Source organism: Parabacteroides hominis (assembly GCF_014287585.1).
Classification (GTDB): domain Bacteria; phylum Bacteroidota; class Bacteroidia; order Bacteroidales; family Tannerellaceae; genus Parabacteroides; species Parabacteroides hominis.
Genome location: NZ_JACOOJ010000022.1, coordinates 71,031 through 86,395, shown reverse-complemented (window position 1 = coordinate 86,395; position 15,365 = coordinate 71,031). Strand labels below are relative to the sequence as shown.

General features: G+C 41.8%; 14 protein-coding genes. 10 read left to right on the top strand and 4 right to left on the bottom strand.

The genetic code is table 11. The features are described from left to right. The first annotated feature begins 115 nt into the window (after nt 1-115). The 10 genes from H8S65_RS12890 to H8S65_RS12845 all read left to right on the top strand — a co-directional run bounded on the left by H8S65_RS12890 (nt 116) and on the right by H8S65_RS12845 (nt 12,066). Nucleotides 116-442, top strand: a complete 327-nt coding sequence (locus tag H8S65_RS12890) for a hypothetical protein (RefSeq protein WP_186930362.1) — start codon at nt 116-118, stop codon at nt 440-442. 46 nt (nt 443-488) lie between these two features. Further along, nucleotides 489-1,169, top strand: a complete 681-nt coding sequence (locus tag H8S65_RS12885; RefSeq protein ID WP_186930361.1) for a YiaD family glycine zipper/OmpA-like lipoprotein — start codon at nt 489-491, stop codon at nt 1,167-1,169. A gap of 118 nt (nt 1,170-1,287) precedes the next feature. Beyond that, nucleotides 1,288-2,241 carry a site-specific integrase gene (locus H8S65_RS12880; protein ID WP_255489197.1) on the top strand — a complete coding sequence of 318 codons (954 nt, stop codon included), beginning with the start codon at nt 1,288-1,290 and terminating at the stop codon, nt 2,239-2,241. 368 nt (nt 2,242-2,609) lie between these two features. Then, nucleotides 2,610-3,368 (top strand): DUF4469 domain-containing protein, encoded by a 759-nt coding sequence (locus tag H8S65_RS12875; protein ID WP_186930360.1) that lies wholly within the window; start codon nt 2,610-2,612, stop codon nt 3,366-3,368. 202 nt (nt 3,369-3,570) lie between these two features. Then, complete coding sequence (locus tag H8S65_RS12870) at nt 3,571-3,909, top strand: hypothetical protein (RefSeq protein WP_186930359.1); 339 nt, start codon at nt 3,571-3,573, stop codon at nt 3,907-3,909. A 43-nt stretch (nt 3,910-3,952) separates the two neighbouring features. Next, complete coding sequence (locus tag H8S65_RS12865) at nt 3,953-5,056, top strand: hypothetical protein (RefSeq protein ID WP_186930358.1); 1,104 nt, start codon at nt 3,953-3,955, stop codon at nt 5,054-5,056. 4 nt (nt 5,057-5,060) lie between these two features. Next, the gene (locus tag H8S65_RS12860; protein ID WP_186930357.1) at nt 5,061-6,197 is read left to right on the top strand and encodes a WG repeat-containing protein; all 1,137 of its coding nucleotides are present in this window, start codon (nt 5,061-5,063) and stop codon (nt 6,195-6,197) included. A gap of 33 nt (nt 6,198-6,230) precedes the next feature. Further along, entirely contained in the window at nt 6,231-10,517 is a 4,287-nt protein-coding gene (locus H8S65_RS12855) for a leucine-rich repeat protein (RefSeq protein WP_186930356.1), read from the top strand. Between the two features lie 232 nt (nt 10,518-10,749). Beyond that, complete coding sequence (locus H8S65_RS12850) at nt 10,750-11,403, top strand: DUF4136 domain-containing protein (protein ID WP_186930355.1); 654 nt, start codon at nt 10,750-10,752, stop codon at nt 11,401-11,403. Nucleotides 11,404-11,436: 33 nt separating this feature from the next. Beyond that, nucleotides 11,437-12,066, top strand: coding sequence for an outer membrane beta-barrel protein (locus H8S65_RS12845; RefSeq protein WP_186930354.1), 630 nt, complete (start codon nt 11,437-11,439; stop codon nt 12,064-12,066). Nucleotides 12,067-12,148: 82 nt separating this feature from the next. On the opposite strand, the gene H8S65_RS12840 is transcribed toward H8S65_RS12845, so the two are convergent. The 4 genes from H8S65_RS12840 to H8S65_RS12825 all read right to left on the bottom strand — a co-directional run bounded on the left by H8S65_RS12840 (nt 12,149) and on the right by H8S65_RS12825 (nt 15,348). Then, a complete protein-coding gene (locus H8S65_RS12840) occupies nt 12,149-12,790 on the bottom strand; it encodes a hypothetical protein (RefSeq protein ID WP_186930353.1) in 642 nt (213 codons plus the stop codon). Further along, entirely contained in the window at nt 12,771-13,577 is an 807-nt protein-coding gene (locus H8S65_RS12835; protein WP_186930352.1) for a metallophosphoesterase family protein, read from the bottom strand. Before H8S65_RS12835 ends, H8S65_RS12840 begins: the two co-directional genes overlap by 20 nt. Before the next feature lie 155 nt (nt 13,578-13,732). Beyond that, a complete protein-coding gene (locus H8S65_RS12830; protein ID WP_186930351.1) occupies nt 13,733-14,668 on the bottom strand; it encodes a phosphoinositol dihydroceramide synthase in 936 nt (311 codons plus the stop codon). Further along, complete coding sequence (locus H8S65_RS12825; RefSeq protein WP_186930350.1) at nt 14,665-15,348, bottom strand: CDP-alcohol phosphatidyltransferase family protein; 684 nt, start codon at nt 15,346-15,348, stop codon at nt 14,665-14,667. Before H8S65_RS12825 ends, H8S65_RS12830 begins: the two co-directional genes overlap by 4 nt. Nucleotides 15,349-15,365 lie beyond the last annotated feature (17 nt).

Here is a 15,365-nt window from a genome sequence, read left to right as displayed (position 1 = left end):
GACCATTATCAATGCTTTACGGGCAAAACTTGTGGCGAGAATGTTCGCCGTTATCAAAAGGGATGAATTTTATTCTCCTATTTTATCGGAAAATATTTGCTAAAAACATAAGAATATGAGTGACAAAGACGATTTAATTTACGATGAAGACGATTCTGTAGCATTTATCCAGAACTATCTTCCCCAGGAATTGAAAGGGAAATTCAGTAATGACGATATTAATTACATTGTAGACCTGATTTATGAATTTTATGAGTCGAAGGGTTTTCTTGATGAAAATTCTGATGACAATGCCGAAATTGATATTGATGAAGATGAATTGATCGGGTTTGTTGTAAAGAATGCGCAAAAAGACGGTGTAGGCAAGTTCGCGCCTGAAGACATCACTTTTATTGTACAGGGAGAACTTGAATATTGCGATTCCATCAACATGTTCGATTAATAGACTGTTGTATAGTTACAATAATCGTTTATAAAAGAATAAGAAGATGAGAAATTTTAAGTTGTTATCAGTTTTGCTGCTTTGTATGGCAGTCGTTTTTACGAGTTGTGGAACATGGAACAATACCGCTAAAGGGACAGCTATCGGAGTCGGCGGAGGTGCGGCAGTTGGAGCCGGCGTCGGCGCTTTGGCTGGTAATACTGCGTTAGGTTCGATAATCGGTGCTGCCGTGGGCGGTACTGCAGGTGCCCTGATCGGTAAGAAGATGGACAAACAGAAGAAGGAACTGGAAGCTACGCTGCCGGAAGAAACGACTGTCGAAACCATCAACAACGGTGAGGCGCTGAAGGTCACATTTGATTCAGGTATCTTGTTTGCAACCAATTCAAGCACTTTGAGCGATGCGTCCAAGAGCGCTTTGCGTAATTTTGCAAACAGCTTGAAAGCTAATCCCGATACGGATATCAAGATTGTCGGATATACGGACAATACCGGTAAAGTCGACTATAACCAGACATTATCTGAAAAGCGCGCAAAGAGCGTGTATGACTATCTGATGTTGCAAGGCGTCAGCAGCGACCGCATGGTTTATGAAGGCAAAGGCGTTCACGATCCGATTGCCTCTAACGATACTCCGGAAGGACGCGCACTGAATCGCCGTGTCGAAATTATCATCCTGGCTAACCAGAAAATGATCCAGGAGGCACAGCAGGGAACATTGCGCTAAGAAGTAGTAAATTTGAATTTATAAAAGGGATGTCCGAAAGCCGGATATCCCTTTTATTGTTAGCAACCCATTATTACTTAGGTTTGTTGTATATTCATTTCATTAAAATAAATGTGATATGACAACAAACATCATGAAACAATTATCAGCGAAATCCTCCATATTCGGTTGGATGGACATATTGATCAGCCGGAAACGGCAGGCAGGTAAGGATGCGACGGCAGATTTGTATCGGGCTACCCGCAATTGGTTATGGAAATATTCCAATGGACGCGATATTCCTGTCCGGCAGGTCAGCCCTCCCGTAGTAGATAGCTTTGTTTGTTATCTTCGTGGCTTAAACTCTCTTCGTGCAAACACGATCAATTCCTACTTGAGCGGTTTTCGCGCGATGTATAACCAAATTATTTGTGAAATCGGCTATAGGCCCCGTTTCCTTCCTTTCGGGCATGTCGTAATCCGTTTGGAAAAAACGGTCAAACGCGCAGTCCGGTTGGATGTATTGGAGAATGTGACCAAACTGGATTTGCTGCACGAACCGGACTTGAAATTGGCAGCCGATCTTTGTGCCTTTTCTTTTATGGCTTGCGGGATACCCTTTGTTGATCTGGCGCATTTGACTCATGAAAATATTGAGGGGAATATGTTGATTTACCACCGGACAAAGACACGAACGTTGATTCGTATGGAACTAACCCAGGGAATGCGGTTTTTATTGGATAAATATGCATCAAACGGCAGTCCGTATCTTTTCCCTATCTTATCTGAAAAAAAGGTGGGCTATGAACGATATAAAGCCTTGTTACGGAAATATAATAACAATCTGAAAGAATTGGGCAGGCGTTTGGGAATAACAGTGCCTCTTACTTCGTATGTGATCCGGCACACATGGGCAACGGAAGCACATCGGCATCTTATTCCGATTGCACTTATCAGCCAGGCATTGGGGCATACGTCAGAAAAAACGACTCATTATTATGTCGCTCAACTGGACCAATCCGAATTGAGCAAAGCGAACGCGATAATTACAAAAACAATAGATCAATTAATATTGAGGCGGGAATACCCTTAATTATGATATAAGGGTGGCTTATTATCTTTGAAAGTGCTGTTTATAGACAGCTATCTTCAAAGATGTGACAAAGATAGATATATTATTTTGGAAAAAACATACTTTAAAATAACAAATTCGCCTGCTTATGTTTAAGTGGATGCTTTTTTTTATTGCTTTTAGGCACGTGAAAGGTTGGAGCATCAGATTTTTGATGTTCAACTATGTCGTGGAAATCAGATTAGAAGGTAAACTTTGTTGTCTATAAGGGGAAAATTTCAAGAAAAAGCAGAACTGATCGTCTTTACTTCCCTTATATCATAATTAAGGGTATTCCATTACGATTACAGGTAACATTCGTCTCACCAACGAATAATAAATTTTATATTATGGCAACAGAAAAGACCATTTTGACAGTCGACTTGTACGACAATGTGTTAACCGAAAAACCAGGCGATTACGCCGGCAAAGTCCGTATCACCGGAACACTGCATAACAAGGAAATCGCAGCCCGTATCGTGGCAAAACGTACTGAATACCGTCAGGAAACTATCGAAAACATCTTGGTTATGGCCGATGAAGAAAAGCGGGGAGCCATAGCCGAAGGCAAAAGCGTTGTAGATGGTATCGGACAGTATCTTCTGAATATCGGCGGCCCGTTCGACGGGAAAAAGTCCGATTACAAGTCTCCGGATAATAAATTAGGCGTTACGTTCACCCCCGCTGCAGCTTTGTGGAAAGTTTTGGACAACATCTATGTCAATGCCGATATCGCTACCGTAGGCCCGATGATCGAAAGCATCATCGACTCCACCACCGGCGAAAAGAACGGCCAGTTAACCCCCGGCGCCCCTGCGATTATTGCCGGAAGCAATGTCTTGGTGAAAGGCGACGATCCCTCGGTCGGCCTTTATTTCACTCCCGAAGATGGCGGCGAGCCGGTCAAAGTTCCGTTGATCGTGACAAATACAAAATCCCAGATCATCATTTCTCTCCCGCAGCTAACAGACGGCCAATACTATCTGAGCATCACGACACAAGCCGGTCCGAACTACACAATCGTGAAATCCCCACGCACATACCGGTTCCCGATCCTCCTGACAGTCGGTGGTTCGGGAGGCGAAGAGGAACGCCCCGGCGAACTGTAAGGAAGTCTTTCTGCTATCCCCGCTGATATGAGAACAGCTATCCCCCCGGATATCACCCCTCATATCACCGGTGATAGCACCCCTCATATCCGAGGGGATTATACCGGTCATATCACTGGGGATATGAGGGTGTCATAGAAAAAATGTTAAACAGTCTCCAGTAGAGAAGTTTATATTTAATAACTATTTAAACAATAAAAATATGAATGATTTAAGTAATACGTTGCAGGCTATATCTGGGCTTTTCGGGTTATTGTTTTTGGTGTTTGTGATCCTTTGTGTGATTCTGTTTTTTAAGGTGTGGGGGATGACAGATGATGTGAGAGTCATTAAACAACGTTATTTATTAGAATCGCGTAAACGTATGTATGATCCTAATAAAGAACCTCTTTTTGCGGTGGGTGATTTAGTCGTAGATAAAAGCGGAAAACAAATGCGAGTAAAAGAAATAGTTAGTGGTCTTTATTCCTGCTATACGGGTAGAGGCTCTATATATGTTGGTGATTTTGAAGAATGGGAGTTGAAAAAATTTGAAGAATGAATTAGTTCTAAATGCGGATTAGCTTGTTAAACACATGAATACCATGACAAACGAAAGACAACAAGGCTACTTGGTGGAGAACACTCTTCTCATCATTGTAGAATTATTATTATTGACGGCTACGCTTTTCTCTATTCTTGGTCTGGCGGCCGGGAGTGTGAGGCTTTCGAATACATTGCTGCCAACCAATGTTTTTGATTATGAAGGTTGGTTATGTTATGTATTTGGAACGATGGGTGTAGTGGGATTCTTATTTGGAATCTTTGCAGCCATACGTGGTATCTTTACAACAGATGTAAAAAGCTATGAAGTTTCGGCTAAAGGGGCGTCGCGAACTTCCGATGGTTGTATGGCTCAACTTATGGGCGTATTTCTGACTCCTGTACTGTTTGGTTTTATGGCTTACGCCCTTGCTTATTACTTGTTTTGGGTGATCCTGGAAGCAGGAGCGTATCTACTACCATACATAATAGGGGGACTGCTGGCTGTTGGTTCTGTTGTGTATGCCGTAAAGATGTGGAGACGCAGGAAAACAATGCAAATAAAGAAACAGGTGATAATCTCTCTTATTATATTATTGCTGTATGGAGGCATGGCCTTCTTTTTTACAAATGGTATTTCGCTAAATGAAGGTATGCAGCAAATAACGGATGTGGTAAACCCTGTTTGGAAAAACGTATTGAAAGAAAATTCCCCATCTGCTAAAAAAGCAGACAGTAAGATGTTTGATGATTTCCTAAAGCGTTTTACAAGTGATATGGAGTTTCAATATGCTCATGTTAAATTTCCAATCGGGAATCTTGAGTTCCTGGATCCGGAGGCGGATCCACAAGGGGTGATCGAGACAAAGAGAACTCCTTTTACAAAAGAACTTTGGATTCTGAGAAGTAAAGAATCTTTTGACAGTATGAATGAATCGACTATAAAAGCCGGTTTTAAAAGGATAAACGATAAGAAAGTGGTATGGTCGTTGATGTATTCAGAGATCGGTTCCGGCAGTTATTCAGAGTGCTTCACTTTTGAATATATGGATGGTAGCTGGTACGTCACACAGGGAGATTATGATTTTGGCACTGATCTGCCAACCTATGAAGAGCAGGTCGAAGCGGTGATATCTATGAATGAGAGTATGACTGTAAAAAAATAATATCATGAAAACAATTATTTATCTGATAGCAAGCCTGTTCATGCTTGCTTCTTGTGGAGATTCAGGACTAAAACAGAGAAACCTATTACAGGAGGTTAATTTGATTCCGGTGATGAAGGGGGGCAGGGTTACTACCTATTCTTATATCAATACTGCTGGCGAGGAGGTCTTTATGTCGCCTTTTGTGGAAGGAGCCGGACTCTTTTTTGACGGTTTGGCAAAAGGGAAGATAAGCAGCCGTGAGACAAAAGGTGGAAGGTGGAGATATATCAATGCAAAGGGTGAAGTGGTGATCGATGCTTCCGCATACAGGGAGGTGACAGACTTTTCCGAAGGGATTGCCTGGTGTGAAACCCGTGACCGGAAATGGGTCGCTATCAATACCAAAGGGGAAGAACTATTTGTTTTGGACGGCAGGCCTATGGGACTTTTCAGTGAAGGGCTGGCTGCCTGCAAAAACAGTTCTGACAAGGATGTCTTTGTTGATATGAAAGGTAATACTGTGTTGGAACCGGAGAAATACATTTGGCAATATACTCCACAGTTTGTTAACGGAAGGTGTTGTGTGTATTATGACCGGAAATATGGCGCTATTGATAAAAAGGGAAAAATAGTGATTGATCTTGTATCCGAGAATCCTTTCTTCTTTGATTGCAATGGAAATGCGGTGTTGACGACGGATGAGGGGACTTCTTTGATCGATTATAATGGAAAAACACTGATTCCGGCGGGACGTTTCAAAGAAATAGAGAATGACGGGAAATGGTATCGTGTCTCTGAGGATAGGCAACATTATGGCTGGTGCGATGAAAAGGGAAACATGAAAATCGAATGTATGGTTGAAGGTAGTTCGTATAGTTTCAGTAACCTGTTTCTGAACAATGAATTTGCTTATGTTCAAATAGACCGGAAACATTTTATGATCAATCGGCAGGGGGAAACGACACCGGTTTCTTCCTTATCTTTAGAGATACCGTTTGTAAATGGCTTTTCCTTTGTACGTGCGTGGCAGGGTATAGTTCCTATCAATAGTTCTTTACAAAAGGCGAATAACGATGTTTATGCGGAATTGTGGTTCAATGCAAATAAGACAATAGAGTTATTCCGTAATATCCATACGGATTATACTATTACGAAGTAAGAATATCAAATGATAATTAAAAAATTAGAGAGTATGAATGTATTTATATACAAAAGGATGAGGCAAAGTACAATAGTTTTGTTGGCACTATTTTTTGTCTTATATGCAAAAGCTACAATTATAACAATCGGTGATTGGGAGTACGACGGAACTGCATGTACTGGCTATTTAGGTTCTGCGGATGCTATTACGATACCAATTTCTTATGTCTATGAAGGAGAAAAAATTACTGTAAAAGTTGTTGGTCGACTTGGAGGAATGGGATCTGGGTCAACATTTAATACCTGTAAAGCAGCAAAAATTACTATACCGATTGCTTCTATTAGTGATACATTTCACGATAATGAATATCTAAAAGAAGTTATATTGGATGTAGAGCGTCCATGGATAATGTATTCTTTTCATGATTGTATTAATCTGGAGAAAGTTGTATTTACAGAGAAGATGTCTGAATTGGCCTTACAAAATGCTTTTCAACGTTGTCCATCATTGAAAGAAATTTATATGCTGAATCCGACACCTCCCATTTATAAAAGTACTTTTTTCATAGACTCGGAGGTGAAAAAAAATGCTACTTTATACGTACCGAAGGGTTGTAAAACAGCTTATGAGGCTGCAGGGTGGAATGTTTTTAAAGAAATAGTAGAAATAGGAGAAGAAGATAAAAGTAATATATTTATAGATAATGGCTTACGTTATCAAATTATTGGGCAAGAGGATGTGGCAGTATTAGGACCGGAGCAGAATTCTATAGCGCAATGTGATATTCCAAACCAAGTTATTTATGAGGAAACTACTTATAATGTTACGACAATAATGGCTGGAGCATTTGGAAATTGTGGGGCATTAAGTCGTATTACATTGCCTAATTCATTAGTGAAAATAGGAAATGAAGCTTTTAAAGCATGTAAATCTTTAAAAACTATAACTATACCTGTATCGGTTAAGTCGTTCCATTATAATGTATTTACTGATTGTTCTTCTTTGAAGGCGGTAGAAGTAGATGTGAATCATACCTCTTTTTCTTCTGTAGATGGAGTCCTTTATAATGTGGATAAAAGCAATTTGATTTTTTGTCCAGCCAATTATCCAAAGAAAATATTTAAACCGGAACATAATTTGAAATCCATATCTTCTTATGCTTTGCATGAATGTCGAAATATAGAAGAGATTGTGTTTCCGGATGGATTAATTCAAATAGGAGAACTGGCAATTTCTTCTTGTGATAAATTAAAATCAGTAACAATTCCATCTTCTTTAGTTGATTTAAATAAGGATATTTTTGGCGATTATAAAGAACAAGGTGCTTTTAAAGAGCTTCATTGTCAGAATGCACTTATTCCTCCTACGTGTTCAGATATAGTATTTGCTAAAATGAATATTAATACCATGACATTATTTGTACCTAACTATGAAGCAAAGAAGGTCTATCGGAAAATAGTTCCATGGAATCGCTTTAAATACATTTTAAAAGAAGGTGAATGTATAGCTTTTACATGGTCTAACTTTACATTTGGATATGTTTCAGAATCAGATCGTACAATTGAAGTAATAGCTTGTGAAGATCATACAATTTTTGACTATGAAATACCAGAGACAATAGAGAGGAACGGTATTATTTATACTGTAGTAGGTATTGGAGAGGGGGCTTTTGATGGTTGTACTCATATCAATACAATAACGTTACCAACTACATTGAAAGAAATAAAAGATGAGGCTTTTGCGAATTGTAACGGATTGACAGCTGTTTATTTTAAGTCAACGCAACATCCGACATTAGGAAAGGATGTATTTGAAAATGTTGATTTACAGAAAATAACCGCTTATGTACCTCAAGGTTGTAAGAAACATTATACTGATTGGGACGTATTTGTTAAGGTCGTTGAAGAAGGTGATGTTGTATTGGGAACTAAATTTACTGATGAAGCTGGTTTTTTTCAGTGTTGTGTTTTGTCGGGGAATACCGTTTCGGTTGTAGGGCCGGATATTGAAGACGGTTCAACTTGGACTGTTACGGAATGTACGATCCCGGTAACTGTTTCACATGATGATAAGACTTATAATGTAATAACTATTGGCGAATCGGCTTTCTACGGATGTGATAAACTTGTAAAGATTACGTTGCCTGACGGTTTGAAAACCATATCCAAAAATGCGTTTAAACATTGTTACGCTCTTACTTCCATTGATATTCCGGCTTCTGTCGAAACGATCGGGCAGTATGCGTTCGATATGGATGAGATGCTGACTCAGGTTACTTTGCATGAAGGTTTGAAGGAAATCGGAGAAGGTGCATTTGATGAGTGTGGCGTGAAGGAAATCACAATTCCTGCCAGTGTGACGCTTATGGGATATGTTGAAGAAGGTTGGAACAATCCTTATATCGGCATATTGGAACGGATCAACGTACAACCCGGTAATACGGTTTATGCTTCGGTAGATGGCATTTTGTATAACAAAGCGAAAACGATCCTGATGCACTGCCCGACGGACTATCCGGTTAAGAATGTGACATTGCCGGCGGGTATTATCAGGATTGTCGATAATGCGATGGAGCATTGCGGGTTCATAGAAAGTATCGTGCTGCCGGAAGGGCTGGAAGTAATAGAAATAGGGGCCTTTGAATATTGCGATGCACTGAAGTCGATCACCATCCCTTCTACTTTGAAGGAGGCCGGCACTTATTTGTTCGGAACGCCTTATACGGAAGATGATTTTTGCGCTCTTCAGGAAATACATAGCAACCATAAAGCTCCGGGAAATATAAAAATGGATGGAGATCCTTTGGCTACGATCAATAAGAATACTTGTACTTTATACGTCCCCAAAGGTACAAAAGCCCTGTATGAAGCAGCCCCCGGTTGGAAAGATTTCAAAAACATCGTTGAAGAAGGAGGCGGGACGGCCGTTCAATCCTTCACCATCGGGCAATTGCAGTATAAGGTGACGGCAGCCAATGAGGTGATGATAACGGGAGTGACTGACAAGACCCCTGAGTATTTCGATATCAAACCGAGTGTGACCTACGAGGGCACGACCTATAATGTGACGGCGGTAGGTGAAAGGGCGTTTTACGAGTGCAGTAATCTGGTACGCTTTCAGCCGGAAAGGGTTAAGATGCCTCTTAAAACAATTGGCAAAGAGGCATTCCTGGCATGCGGAAAGCTGACGAATTTGTTATTGGGCAGTACGTTGGAGACAATTGGAGACGGTGCTTTTATACAGTGTTCTTCTTTGCAAAACATAGAGATACCGGCTGGCGTGGCCTCTATCGGCGAAGGAGTGTTCGACGAATGTGTCAAACTTGCCCATATTGCTGTCAATTCGGCCAACCGGCATTATACCTCAAGCAATGGCGCCCTTTATAATAAGGATAAGACAATTCTTCTTGTTTGTCCGAATATGCGAGGTGATTCTTATATAATTCCTAATAGTGTGAAACGAATAGAAAGCGGCGCTTTTTATTATTGTACGAATCTCAAATCGGTTACATTGCCGGACGGTTTGGAATCGATAGGCGATTGTGCATTTGATTTTTGTACGGGATTGGAAAGCCTTACTTTGCCGGCCAGCCTGAAAAGTATCGGGATGGGAATTGTTGATCATTGCGAGAAGACGTTGAAGGAGATCCATAGCAAAATGGCCCAGCCTCTTCCTTTGGGTGAATATCCGGAATATGCGTTTTTCTATTATTCGAAACAAAGTGACATTTGTACTCTTTATGTCCCGAAAGGCTCTAAAGACAATTATTCGAAGGCTGCCGGTTGGAAGAACTTCAAGCGTATTGTGGAAGAGGGAGAAAGCATGAACCCGGAAGTTCCGGAGGTGACCGACAGTACCCTCACTGTCGTCTGGGAACCGGTTGCCGAAGCGACCGATTATATTCTTAAAATTTATCGGGATGCTGTTAAAACAGAGTTGATAGCGACTTATACGTTTGATGCTAACGGAAAATTGAAGTCTACAGGATTCTCTTATCAGTTGAAAGGCTTGGAAGCCGGTTCGACCTATTATATCGAAACGACAGCTGTCAAGCAGGCCAATGGCGAAACGGTTATCCTGGCACAAAGTACGACGGTTGCAGAAACAACCGGGAGTTCTGTCGACAATGAAGAAGTCTCTGTGAACAAGCCGCAGATTCGTATAGGGAATGGACAAATATGGATACAATCGCCTTTGGAAACTGAGGTTAGGATTTACAATCTGTCCGGCTATTGTGTCTGCGCCAAACGGATATCCGGAACGTCTTCGATCCGCCTGTCTTCCGGAATGTATATTGTTCTGATAGGAGAGGTGCGTTATAAGATCGTAGTCCGGTAGTTATCTGGTTTATTGTCTATCATAAAGAGAGAAGAGGAGAGGTTTCCTGATTAGAGGCCTTTCCTCTTCTTTGCTTTAACACTCGTTTATAACCGTTCCAAAATCTTCAGACAAGTTAATTAACACTCTTGAAAAGGGAGAATGCAAACCTTTTTTAGTTCATGTTGTTTAAATAGTAACTTATATATAAGTGCACAAATAATAGTATAAACTGTTTTAAACGTTGAATGAGATGAAAAAGATTCTTCCTTTTTTCTTATTGGTTCTTTTACTGGCGTCTTGCCAGAAGGACCCGGACATGTCAAAACTAAGCGATGATTTCGTAGTATTCACAGATCACAACAAGGATGCTAATTTCGAATCGTTTACAACTTTCTACATCCCTGATAGTGTAATGGTTATCGGTAACAGTGAAAAACCGGAATTCTGGAGTGCAACTGAAGCTAACGATATCGTCTCTACTTTGGTTAGTGGCATGGAAGGTCGTGGTTACACACGTACAATGGATAAAGAAGCCGCAGATCTGGGTTTGCAGGTTTCTTTCGTGAAAAATGTAAATTACTTTACCAACTATCATGACAATCCTTACTGGTGGTGGGGTTATCCGGGATATAACTGGTGGTATGGCTACTGGGGTAACTGGACTGGCGCATGGAATGGATGGTATTATCCGTATCCTGTAGTGTACAGCTATAGCGTGGGTTCTTTATTGGTTGAATTGGTCAACTTGAAAGCTCCGCTGCCAAAATCTACAGATGCTAAACTGCCGGTTCTCTGGACTGCTTACATGACTGGTTTGCTGTCCGGTTCCGACAAAGTAAATATCGAACTTTCTACTCGTGCTATCGAGCAGGCTTTTGTACAGTCACCGTACTTGAAAAAATAATTAAACGCGAATTAAAAGATAAATTTGAGTCTTATGAAAAAGATATATAAATCAATAAAATTAATCGCTTTACTTGTTGCCTGTTTAGCGATACCTTCTCTGGCTGGAGCCCAGGTTGTAAAGAACATGTATTTTAATGTCGACTGGCAGATCAACTCTCCGTTCAGTCAGAATTTCTCTGACAAGACAAGTGGTTGGGGTGCACATGCTGAAGCCGGTTATTATGTAATTCCTAATTTCTCGGTAGGTGCATTTATCTCTTATCATACCAACAATAAGTATATCGATCGTCAGACATTGCCGGTAAGTTCTACATCGGCTATCACTTCCGATCAGCAGCATTCTATCTTCCAGTTGCCTTTTGGTGCAGCTTTCCGTTACAACGTAGCTCCTGAAAGTCAGTTCCAGCCTTATGCTGGTGTGCAGTTAGGTGCGAGCTACAGTGAAATGTCGACTTATATGAATGTAATGAAAGTTTACGACCGTAACTGGGGTTTCTATGTATCTCCCGAAATCGGTATGAATATGTATTTTACACCTCAGAAACAGATCGGTCTGCATATCGCTGCCTACTATAATTATGCAACCAATAAAGGAGATGTCCTGAGCTATTCTATCGACGGATTGAACAACTGGGGTATCCGCTTAGGTCTTGCATTCTAATGAGAAGTTTGTTCTTTTAAGTGTTTTATGTAGTTTATGGGGAACGGGAGGCTGTCGTAATGACACCTCCCGTTTTTTTGCTTTACAGGATTTGCAGTTTGAGGCCGAACGAGAGGCTCAGATAGTCTTTGGGTTTCAGGTAACTGTTCCCGATCTTGTTTATCAGATACAGGTCGCAGGTGCTGAGTTCGTAAAAGAAAGAGATGGATTTATGCCAGCTCTTTTTTGTATCTAACTTCAATGTGAATCGCTCTCCTATGAAAACATGGGAACGGATGCGGGTGGAGAACCAGTAATAACCTTGCGGATATTTGTCTGGCTGCTTGCCCCAGAAGTCCCGGTCTAAAAGGGTATTGATATAGACACCGCAGGCAAGAGGCTCGAAAGAAAACCTGTCGCCAATTTGGATATTCCAGGGGTAATAATTCTGTTTAAGCGTAAGGGCGGCCATAGCACGATGGTCCGAGTTGCGGGGAACTATTCCCAAATATACATCTGTTTCCCAGTGATTGCGATAATAATTCCAACCTGTTCCGAGTGAAAGCATACCCATCGATCCGGCAAACTGGAATTTGGTATAGCGGGGAATGAGCTTTTCCCATCTGGAAATGTATTTTTCCACACGTTTCTTATATCGTGCATCTTCCTCGATTTCCTCCTGTGCCTGTAAAGTGCCGGCCAGGAAAAGAAATACTATCGTCCATTTAAAAATCGATAACTTCATACGTGTAGTTGTCCGGGGTTAGGGTGAATAATAGGTAGTTGCGTTTGGCTATATTGCTACAGCCGTAGTAGATGATCCCATCGTCAAAAAGGTCTTCCACTTGTAACTGATGGTTATGCGCATTCAGGCAGAACAGCAAAGAGGGGAATTCACGGATATATAACTGGAATACGTCTTTTACGTTATTATCGAACTGTTCGCTTCCGGGACGTGCATGCATGGCGACGACCGTACGGTTGTAATGACGGGTACTGTCTTGCAGTTCTTCTTTCAGGAAACTGAAGTCGGGAACAGGGTGCGAATAGTCGTATTCGATCGCATTGGTGTTGAGGCAAATGAATTTGATGTCCCGGACGATAAAGGAAAAGTTTTCTTCTCCGAACAACTTATTGAAAACCTGGTCGCCATTGCCGATTACGTCATGGTTGCCGATCAATCCGACATACGGAATATCGAGCTTCGACAGGATATCGACAGCCCACTCATACTCTTTCTTCATGCCGAACTCGGTATAGTCTCCTCCGTGTATGATGAAATCGATGCTGTCTTTTTTAGTATTGATATGTTTTACGAAATCTTCCGTCTCGTCGTAGCTGCGTTGTGTGTCGCCCATCAGGACGAAGCGGATCGTGTCTTTATCTTTTGTCGCTGCCTCGATAAGCGGGATGTTGTGACCGTTGATATCGCGTTCGGAAATGGTGAGCCGGCCGTCATACGGATGGTAATCGATCAGGTCGCATGCAGACAAGAGTATGCACAGGAATAGTGGTAGAGTTTGTTTATACATAACATCCTAACTTTTATTTGTGGCAAAGTTAAGATGTTATGCCACTTTAAAAAAGGTCAAGATGCAATGAATAATGTGCCAATAAGCTAATGTGCCAATAAGCCAATGAAGGCTTTCCTCCTGTCGGCATATTGGCACATTGGTTCATTGGCACATTATTTAATGTAATTATAATACCGGTTAAAGAAGTTTTCGAACCAGCCTGTCTTCATCAATCCTTTTTCGAAAAGCAGGATTCCTAAGAGGGCGCAACCGATTCCTAACATTACATCGATAATATAATGATGTGACGAATAAACCGCCGTTCCCCAAATTCCCAACATAATGATGGCAAACAAGACAATTACAAATTTATTGCATTTATTGATAATCGCATAGCATAGCGCAACAACCATATATGCGGCATGTAATGACGGAACTGCCGCGAATACATTCGCGTTACGGCCATAGATGGAATCGAAGATCGAAAGGCCGGTCAATGCGTCGAACCTGCCGAGGCCGGCAATATTACCGGGCGTATTGAGTATGGGTTCGAAGCCATAATTGATTGCATACCAGGGTGGTGCTGCCGGGTGGATATAATATCCGGCAAAGCCGATCAGGTTGACGAAAAGGAATACCATCGAATAACGGAGGTACAAATTACGGTCTCCCTTGAGGTAGAGCCACAACCCGAAAGCGATCGGAACCGGAACCCAGCAGAGATAAAATATACCCGCAAGGAAGTCCGCTATCTGGCAATTATGGATCGCGAAATACTCGCAAGGAATCAGGATATTCCCATTATCGTTTATGCCGAACAGGCTTTTTTCCAGATTATACAGGCTTTCCACATCGATCGGGTTCGCCTCGTAGTTCGGGAAAACGCGCATCCAGTCGTATGAAATGCCGAAAAGAGCAAACGGCAACAAGGCAACAGCCAATTTACGGGTTGTCTTGCTGGCGAAGAAGAGGAGCAGGTACAGGCCGACCATGAATACATGCTCCGGGCGCAATCCGATACATACGGCTGTCAGCAAAAGGAACAGTGCTGTCAGGCCGATAACAGTGCCTGTCTCTTTCTTTGACGGGAGTACAATAGTGTCTTTCATTCGTTACTTTTGCTGCTCAATAGTTTACGACAATGGTTCAGGCGCGCGAATGCCGTGATGTTGGAGAATATCGCAACGATCAGCAAAGGAATGACGAATATCATGATCGGTTCGAATGTCTCGTTGTTTTCCATCATGGGAGCAAAGATACCGCAGCAAAGAGCGCCTAATCCGGTCAATACCACACGTTCAGGACGTTGCATGAAACCGACTTTGCATTCAAGTCCCAGCCCTTCGGCACGGGCGCGGACGTAGCTTACCATCAGTGAACCGATCAGAGCAATGAAGGCAACGATCGAACTGATTACATATCCCTGATTGATCAGGTAGAAGCAGATCCCGAAGAAAACCGTCAGTTCGCTGTAGCGGTCCAGTACCGAATCGTACAAGGCGCCGAACGTGGAACTCATTTTGCCGATACGCGCCACCTGCCCGTCCATCATGTCGAACAGTCCGGCAAACAGGATGATACCGCCTCCCCAGCCGATATAATAGAAATCACCTCGCTCTCCCTTCATTCCGGCATAAAGGAATATGCAGGCAGCCACAATATTCAGGATTAATCCTGTCGTCGTAATAAAATTGGGGGTGATCCCAATTTTAATCATTCCATGTACGATCGGGTTGATGATCTTGTAGATCGTCTGTTGCAACCAATCTCTAAAAACTTTGAATTTCATATCTTACTATTTTGTTT

Excerpts from the sequence above, each read along its gene's own strand:
- H8S65_RS12890 (WP_186930362.1), top strand. The coding sequence starts at position 116 with ATGAGTGACAAAGACGATTTAATTTACGATGAAGACGATTCTGTAGCA.
- H8S65_RS12885 (WP_186930361.1), top strand. The coding sequence starts at position 489 with ATGAGAAATTTTAAGTTGTTATCAGTTTTGCTGCTTTGTATGGCAGTC.
- H8S65_RS12880 (WP_255489197.1), top strand. The coding sequence starts at position 1,288 with ATGACAACAAACATCATGAAACAATTATCAGCGAAATCCTCCATATTC.
- H8S65_RS12875 (WP_186930360.1), top strand. The coding sequence starts at position 2,610 with ATGGCAACAGAAAAGACCATTTTGACAGTCGACTTGTACGACAATGTG.
- H8S65_RS12870 (WP_186930359.1), top strand. The coding sequence starts at position 3,571 with ATGAATGATTTAAGTAATACGTTGCAGGCTATATCTGGGCTTTTCGGG.
- H8S65_RS12865 (WP_186930358.1), top strand. The coding sequence starts at position 3,953 with ATGACAAACGAAAGACAACAAGGCTACTTGGTGGAGAACACTCTTCTC.
- H8S65_RS12860 (WP_186930357.1), top strand. The coding sequence starts at position 5,061 with ATGAAAACAATTATTTATCTGATAGCAAGCCTGTTCATGCTTGCTTCT.
- H8S65_RS12855 (WP_186930356.1), top strand. The coding sequence starts at position 6,231 with ATGAATGTATTTATATACAAAAGGATGAGGCAAAGTACAATAGTTTTG.
- H8S65_RS12850 (WP_186930355.1), top strand. The coding sequence starts at position 10,750 with ATGAAAAAGATTCTTCCTTTTTTCTTATTGGTTCTTTTACTGGCGTCT.
- H8S65_RS12845 (WP_186930354.1), top strand. The coding sequence starts at position 11,437 with ATGAAAAAGATATATAAATCAATAAAATTAATCGCTTTACTTGTTGCC.
- H8S65_RS12840 (WP_186930353.1), bottom strand. The coding sequence starts at position 12,790 with ATGAAGTTATCGATTTTTAAATGGACGATAGTATTTCTTTTCCTGGCC.
- H8S65_RS12835 (WP_186930352.1), bottom strand. The coding sequence starts at position 13,577 with ATGTATAAACAAACTCTACCACTATTCCTGTGCATACTCTTGTCTGCA.
- H8S65_RS12830 (WP_186930351.1), bottom strand. The coding sequence starts at position 14,668 with ATGAAAGACACTATTGTACTCCCGTCAAAGAAAGAGACAGGCACTGTT.
- H8S65_RS12825 (WP_186930350.1), bottom strand. The coding sequence starts at position 15,348 with ATGAAATTCAAAGTTTTTAGAGATTGGTTGCAACAGACGATCTACAAG.